Source organism: Staphylococcus sp. EG-SA-14 (assembly GCF_017151935.1).
In the GTDB taxonomy this organism is placed as follows: domain Bacteria; phylum Bacillota; class Bacilli; order Staphylococcales; family Staphylococcaceae; genus Staphylococcus; species Staphylococcus aureus.
On record NZ_JACVZM010000003.1, the window covers coordinates 137,454 to 144,356 of the forward strand.

The following is a 6,903-nucleotide window of genomic DNA, read 5'->3' on the forward strand; positions in this document are numbered from 1 at the left end:
ACCGTTATTTTTTTGTCAAAAAGATAGAAATAATTTCTAAATTCATATATGATTTAAAGTGAAAGACTTTGAATAGAGGTAGGTAGTTTTGTTAAAAAGACTAAAAGAAAAATCAAATGATGAAATCGTTCAAAATACAATTAACAAGAGAATTAACTTTATATTTGGTGTGATTGTATTTATTTTTGCAGTACTAGTACTACGTTTAGGTTATTTACAAATCGCACAAGGCTCACATTATAAACAAATTATAAAAAATGATGAAAACATTACAGTGAATGAGTCTGTGCCAAGAGGTCGTATTTTAGACAGAAATGGCAAAGTTTTAGTTGATAATGCTTCTAAAATGGCTATTACATATACTAGGGGTCGAAAAACAACACAATCGGAAATGTTGGATACGGCTGAAAAGTTATCAAAGCTAATCAAGATGGATACTAAGAAAATTACAGAACGTGATAAGAAAGATTTCTGGATTCAGTTGCATCCTAAAAAAGCAAAAGCAATGATGACAAAAGAACAAGCTATGTTAGCAGATGGAAGTATTAAACAAGATCAATATGATAAACAACTGTTATCGAAAATCGGAAAATCACAATTAGATGAATTGTCTTCTAAAGATTTACAAGTTTTAGCTATTTTTCGAGAGATGAATGCAGGAACAGTTTTAGATCCACAAATGATAAAAAATGAAGATGTCAGTGAAAAAGAGTATGCAGCAGTTTCTCAGCAACTTTCCAAATTACCAGGTGTTAACACGTCTATGGATTGGGATAGAAAATATCCATATGGCGATACTTTAAGAGGTATATTCGGAGATGTATCGACACCTGCTGAAGGTATTCCAAAAGAATTGACAGAACATTACTTATCCAAAGGATATTCACGCAATGATCGTGTTGGAAAATCTTACCTAGAATATCAATATGAAGATGTATTGCGTGGTAAGAAGAAAGAAATGAAATACACAACGGACAAATCTGGTAAAGTTACATCTTCAGAAGTGTTAAATCCTGGCGCTCGCGGTCAAGATTTGAAATTAACGATCGATATAGATCTTCAAAAAGAAGTAGAAGCATTATTAGATAAACAAATTAAGAAGCTTCGCAGTCAAGGTGCCAAAGATATGGATAATGCAATGATGGTTGTACAAAATCCTAAAAATGGAGACATTCTTGCGCTTGCCGGAAAGCAGATTAATAAGAGTGGTAAAATGACTGATTATGACATTGGTACGTTTACTTCTCAATTTGCGGTTGGATCTTCTGTAAAAGGTGGAACATTATTAGCTGGTTATCAGAATAAAGCTATCAAAGTTGGAGAAACAATGGTCGATGAACCATTACATTTCCAAGGTGGTTTGACAAAACGATCATACTTCAATAAAAACGGGCATGTAACTATTAATGATAAGCAAGCTTTGATGCATTCATCAAACGTATATATGTTTAAAACAGCATTAAAATTAGCGGGAGACCCTTATTATTCTGGTATGGCTTTACCTTCAGACATAAGTTCACCTGCCCAAAAGCTAAGAAGAGGATTAAATCAAGTAGGCTTAGGTGTGAAAACAGGGATAGATTTACCAAATGAAACAAGAGGTCAAATCGAACCATTAACAAATAATCCAGGTAATTATCTAGATTTATCAATTGGTCAATATGATACCTATACACCATTACAATTATCACAATATGTTTCAACTATAGCGAATGATGGTTATAGAATACAGCCACACATTGGATTAACGATTCATGAATCAACTAATAAAGATGAGGTTGGTCCACTCAAGAAGAAAATTAATGGCACTGTCTTGAACAAGGTTAATAATACTGAAAAGGAAATCAAACAAATTCAAGAAGGATTCAAAATGGCATTTAATGATAAAGATGGTACTGGATATGTTAGTTTTAAAGATACAGTAGTACCTACTGCTGGTAAAACGGGTACCGCTGAAGTGTTCCAAAACGGAGAGCCAAGAGTTAACTCTACTTATATAGGATACGCGCCAATTGATGATCCAAAATTAGCGTTTTCAATTGTATATACAAATCAGCCTGTACCACCACCATGGTTAACAGGTGGAGACTTAGGTAGAGATGTAATTAACTACTACTTTAAGCAGTTAGGTAAAGATGATAAAAATAAAGACAAAGACAAATAAAATTTAACCTGACGATTGTGTAGCGCATGGTTGTAAAATTTTAACTTTGCAAATATTATAGATGTTGGTATAATAATAAAGTCGTATTTAGAAATGATAAGGAGGAATAACCATGCGCGTAAACGTAACTTTAGCTTGTACGGAATGTGGTGACAGAAACTACATTACAACTAAGAACAAAAGAAATAATCCAGAACGTGTTGAAATGAAGAAATTCTGTTCACGTGAAAACAAACAAACTTTACACCGTGAAACAAAATAATCATTAAAATTAAATTTAAATTAACAATAAAAAAGGTGAAATCTCAAAATAAGAGGTTTCACCTTTTTAATTATGCACACGTATGAAATGATAAAAGATTTTCAATTGAAATAATAAATTTTAGAATTGTCGCATAATTCATCATGACAACATAATGACATGTATTGTTATTAACGATATAATAGAATTGAATAAAGTGGGTGATAATGTGACTAAAAATGAGATTAGAAAATACATTTTACATAAAATGAAGAATTTTAATAAAGCTGAAAAGCGAAAAGCAGACACATGGTTAAGAAATCAATTTTTTGCAACTGAAGAATACAAAGAAGCAAACGCAATTGCGCTAGTTCTTTCTTTTAATCATGAAGTAGATACTTTTTCTATTATTGAACAAGCCTTAATGGATCATAAACGTATTTTTGTACCGAAAATGGATTATTTAAATCATCAAATGACTTTTAAAGAAATATTTAATCTCAAAGATATTGATGTCGATAATAAGGGGATTTACTATCCAACTTCAAAAGGTGAAACAACGAATAACCTAGATTTAATTGTTGTTCCTGGTGTTGGATTTCAAGACGATGGATATAGAATTGGGTATGGTGGTGGCTATTACGACAGGTTTTTAGCTAATTATCAGACAAAGACAATAAGCTTATTATACGATTTTCAAATAACATCATTTGAACCGGAATCATTCGATCAACCAGTCGATAAATTGATTATATATCAATCAGCATAGTGGAGGACTAAATGAACATAGACAAACAATTTTGGAAAACAATATATTATTGGATTAGGTACTTGAATTTTGATATTGTCAGTAGGGAAAAAGATGACCAAGAAATTTGGTTAGCCCATAAAAGAAAAAAACAAGTAGTCATTTTTAAACAACATATCAAGTCTACCCAAGAAATACGTTTTGACAAAGCGAAAGTGCTTGAACACAAAGATGAAATAGCAAATTTTATTTCTTTCGAACCACAAAGTTTTGAATTTTATTATTTTACAGAATCGGAATTTTCAGAAGAACAATTAAATGAAGTTTCGCCAATTAGAATTAAATTCAATGTTATAAGACACACAAAAGATTTGATAAAGCATATGCCGAATATATTTTTGGCTAGACTTATTTCAGAAGATAATGATAAAAAGACATATATGTTCTATAAACGCAAAGTATTAACCGATAACTTTTTAGATAAATATATGCAGAAATTTTCACCGGCAACATACACAATAATATTTGTAAATGTCTTAATATGGTTATGTATGATTTTATATTTAAATAATTTTTCGGATGTAAAATTATTAGATGTTGGCGGGTTAGTGCATTTTAATGTCGTACATGGTGAATGGTATCGAATTGTTACATCGATGTTTTTACATTTTAGTTTTGAACATATACTTATGAATATGCTTTCATTATTTATTTTTGGTAAAATAGTCGAAGCAATTATTGGTTCATGGCGGATGTTAACTGTATACTTTATTGCAGGGTTGTTTGGAAACTTTGTATCACTATCATTTAATACGACTACAATTTCAGTTGGGGCTAGTGGTGCTATATTTGGTCTGATTGGATCAATTTTTGCGATGATGTATGTTTCAAAAACATTTAACAAAAAAATGTTAGGACAGTTATTAATTGCATTAGTGATATTAGTTGGTGTTTCTCTGTTTATGTCAAATATAAATATTGTGGCGCATATTGGAGGATTCATTGGTGGTTTATTAATAACTTTAATTGGCTATTACTATAAAGTGAATCGTAATATTTTTTGGATTTTACTAATTGGTATGCTTGTTATATTTATTGCACTTCAAATTAGAATTTTTACAATTAAAGAAGATAATATTTATAATAAATTGATCAAAGATGATATGACTAGTGGTAATTATGATAATGCTCAAAATATTGTGAAGCAGACAATAAATAAAAATTATGCCGATGATCAAACATATTATTTAAGTGGTATGATTATGGCTACTATCAATTCTAAGTCTGAAGGTATGACAGAATGGGAGCGAGGACTTAGAATGTTTCCTAAATCAGGTTTATTAAATTTTGAGTTAGCGATAGCAAATCGTTCATTAAATGATGATGAAAAAGCATTAAAATATGTGCGTAAAGCATTAAATGCAGACCCTAAAAATACAGATTATATTAACTTAGAAAAAGAGTTGACTAAATCAAATGAGTCAAAAAATAAATAACTTTTATGATGTACAACAGTTATTGAAAAGTTACGGATTTCTAATATATTTTAAAAATCCAGAAGATATGTACGAAATGATTCAACAGGAGATTTCATCATTGTATCAATATGAACTGTTATCTAAGGAAGAATATTTGAAATGTACGTTGATAATTAATCAGAGAAGGAATGAACAGAAATGACAAAAATTATTTTAGCAGCTGATGTAGGCGGGACGACTTGTAAATTAGGTATTTTCACACCTGAATTAGAACAATTACATAAATGGTCTATTCACACTGATACATCTGATAGTACAGGATATACACTTTTGAAAGGAATTTATGATTCGTTTGTTGAAAAAGTAAATGAAAATAATTATAATTTTTCAAATGTACTTGGCGTAGGTATTGGTGTACCAGGTCCTGTTGACTTTGAAAAAGGTACAGTAAATGGAGCAGTAAACTTATATTGGCCAGAAAAAGTTAATGTACGTGAGATTTTTGAACAATTCGTTGATTGTCCAGTGTATGTAGATAATGATGCTAACATAGCTGCTTTAGGGGAGAAACACAAAGGTGCTGGTGAAGGTGCCGATGATGTTGTTGCCATCACACTTGGTACAGGTCTAGGTGGAGGAATTATTTCAAATGGTGAAATCGTACATGGTCATAATGGCTCTGGCGCAGAAATAGGTCATTTTAGAGCAGACTTCGATCAACGATTTAAATGTAATTGTGGTCGTTCTGGATGTATTGAAACAGTTGCTTCAGCGACAGGCGTTGTTAACTTAGTTAACTTCTACTATCCGAAGTTGACGTTTAGATCTTCTATATTAGAATTGATTAAAGAAAATAAGGTTACAGCAAAAGCTGTTTTTGATGCGGCAAAAGCTGGTGACCAATTCTGTATTTTCATTACTGAAAAGGTTGCAAACTATATTGGATATTTATGTAGTATTATTAGTGTTACAAGTAATCCGAAATATATCGTTCTAGGTGGAGGAATGTCTACTGCAGGACCTATTTTAATTGAAAATATTAAAACAGAATATCATAATTTAACATTTGCACCTGCTCAATTTGAAACTGAAATTGTACAAGCGAAATTAGGTAATGATGCAGGTATTACAGGAGCAGCAGGATTAATCAAGACCTATGTATTAGATAAAGAGGGGGTAAAATAATGGCTATTGTTGATGTGGTTGTTATTCCAGTTGGAACGGAAGGTCCGAGTGTTAGTAAATATATTGCAGATATTCAGAAAAAACTTCAAGAATATAAAGCAATGGGTAAAATTGATTTTCAATTAACACCAATGAATACTCTAATTGAAGGTGAATTAAGCGATGTATTAGAAGTTGTGCAAGTGATACATGAATTACCTTTTGATAAAGGTTTAAGTAGAGTTTGTACAAATATCCGTATTGATGACCGACGAGACAAATCTAGAAAAATGAATGATAAACTAACATCAGTACAAAAACATTTAGAAAATAGTGGTGAAAACCTATGAGGATTTCAAGCTTAACTTTAGGCTTAGTTGATACTAATACGTATTTCATCGAAAATGACAAAGCTGTTATTCTGATTGACCCTTCAGGTGAAAGTGAAAAAATTATTAAAAAATTAAACCAAATAAATAAACCGTTAAAAGCTATTTTATTAACACATGCACACTTTGATCATATCGGAGCAGTCGATGATATAGTTGATCGATTCGATGTCCCGGTTTATATGCATGAAGCAGAGTTTGATTTTCTAAAAGATCCCGTTAAAAATGGGGCAGATAAATTTAAGCAATATGGATTACCAATTATTACAAGTAAGGTAACTCCTGAAAAGTTAAACGAAGGTAGCACAGAAATAGAAGGATTTAAGTTTAATGTGTTACACACACCTGGACATTCACCAGGAAGTTTAACATATGTGTTCGATGAATTCGCAGTTGTTGGAGATACATTATTTAATAATGGAATCGGACGTACAGATTTATATAAAGGTGATTATGAAACGCTAGTTGATTCTATTCAAGATAAAATATTTGAATTAGAAGGCGATTTACCTTTATTCCCTGGACATGGTCCATATACGACGGTTGATGATGAACAATTAAATCCATTTTTACACGGTTAAATTGAAGTAATAAAAGAGGCTGGGACATAAATCCCTAAAAAAACAGCAGTAAGATAATTTTCAATTAGAAAATATCTTACTGCTGTTCTCTATTTATACAATACTTCGTATTGAATGGCTTCGCTTTCCTAGGGTGCC

The 6,903-nt window shown here is 31.2% G+C and carries 8 protein-coding genes; all 8 read left to right on the forward strand.

The genetic code is table 11. From position 1 onward, the window contains the following. Nucleotides 1–88: 88 nt before the first annotated feature. The 8 genes from IDG63_RS04140 to IDG63_RS04175 all read left to right on the forward strand — a co-directional run bounded on the left by IDG63_RS04140 (nucleotide 89) and on the right by IDG63_RS04175 (nucleotide 6,765). The gene (locus tag IDG63_RS04140) at nucleotides 89–2,164 is read left to right on the forward strand and encodes a peptidoglycan D,D-transpeptidase FtsI family protein (protein WP_000919772.1); all 2,076 of its coding nucleotides are present in this window, start codon (nucleotides 89–91) and stop codon (nucleotides 2,162–2,164) included. Nucleotides 2,165–2,276: 112 nt separating this feature from the next. Next, nucleotides 2,277–2,426 carry a 50S ribosomal protein L33 gene (gene rpmG, locus IDG63_RS04145; protein ID WP_001265709.1) on the forward strand — a complete coding sequence of 50 codons (150 nt, stop codon included), beginning with the start codon at nucleotides 2,277–2,279 and terminating at the stop codon, nucleotides 2,424–2,426. A gap of 208 nt (nucleotides 2,427–2,634) precedes the next feature. Next, nucleotides 2,635–3,174, forward strand: a complete 540-nt coding sequence (locus IDG63_RS04150; RefSeq protein WP_000164546.1) for a 5-formyltetrahydrofolate cyclo-ligase — start codon at nucleotides 2,635–2,637, stop codon at nucleotides 3,172–3,174. Between the two features lie 11 nt (nucleotides 3,175–3,185). Continuing rightward, entirely contained in the window at nucleotides 3,186–4,649 is a 1,464-nt protein-coding gene (locus IDG63_RS04155; RefSeq protein ID WP_001017867.1) for a rhomboid family protein, read from the forward strand. Further along, nucleotides 4,630–4,833 (forward strand): YqgQ family protein, encoded by a 204-nt coding sequence (locus IDG63_RS04160; protein ID WP_000078677.1) that lies wholly within the window; start codon nucleotides 4,630–4,632, stop codon nucleotides 4,831–4,833. The genes IDG63_RS04155 and IDG63_RS04160 overlap by 20 nt, the downstream gene beginning before the upstream one ends. Continuing rightward, on the forward strand, nucleotides 4,830–5,816 hold the full coding sequence (locus IDG63_RS04165; protein WP_000161314.1) for an ROK family glucokinase: 987 nt from the start codon (nucleotides 4,830–4,832) through the stop codon (nucleotides 5,814–5,816). The genes IDG63_RS04160 and IDG63_RS04165 overlap by 4 nt, the downstream gene beginning before the upstream one ends. Continuing rightward, on the forward strand, nucleotides 5,816–6,145 hold the full coding sequence (locus IDG63_RS04170; protein WP_001018871.1) for an MTH1187 family thiamine-binding protein: 330 nt from the start codon (nucleotides 5,816–5,818) through the stop codon (nucleotides 6,143–6,145). Before IDG63_RS04165 ends, IDG63_RS04170 begins: the two co-directional genes overlap by 1 nt. After that, nucleotides 6,142–6,765 carry an MBL fold metallo-hydrolase gene (locus tag IDG63_RS04175; RefSeq protein WP_001223008.1) on the forward strand — a complete coding sequence of 208 codons (624 nt, stop codon included), beginning with the start codon at nucleotides 6,142–6,144 and terminating at the stop codon, nucleotides 6,763–6,765. The genes IDG63_RS04170 and IDG63_RS04175 overlap by 4 nt, the downstream gene beginning before the upstream one ends. Nucleotides 6,766–6,903 lie beyond the last annotated feature (138 nt).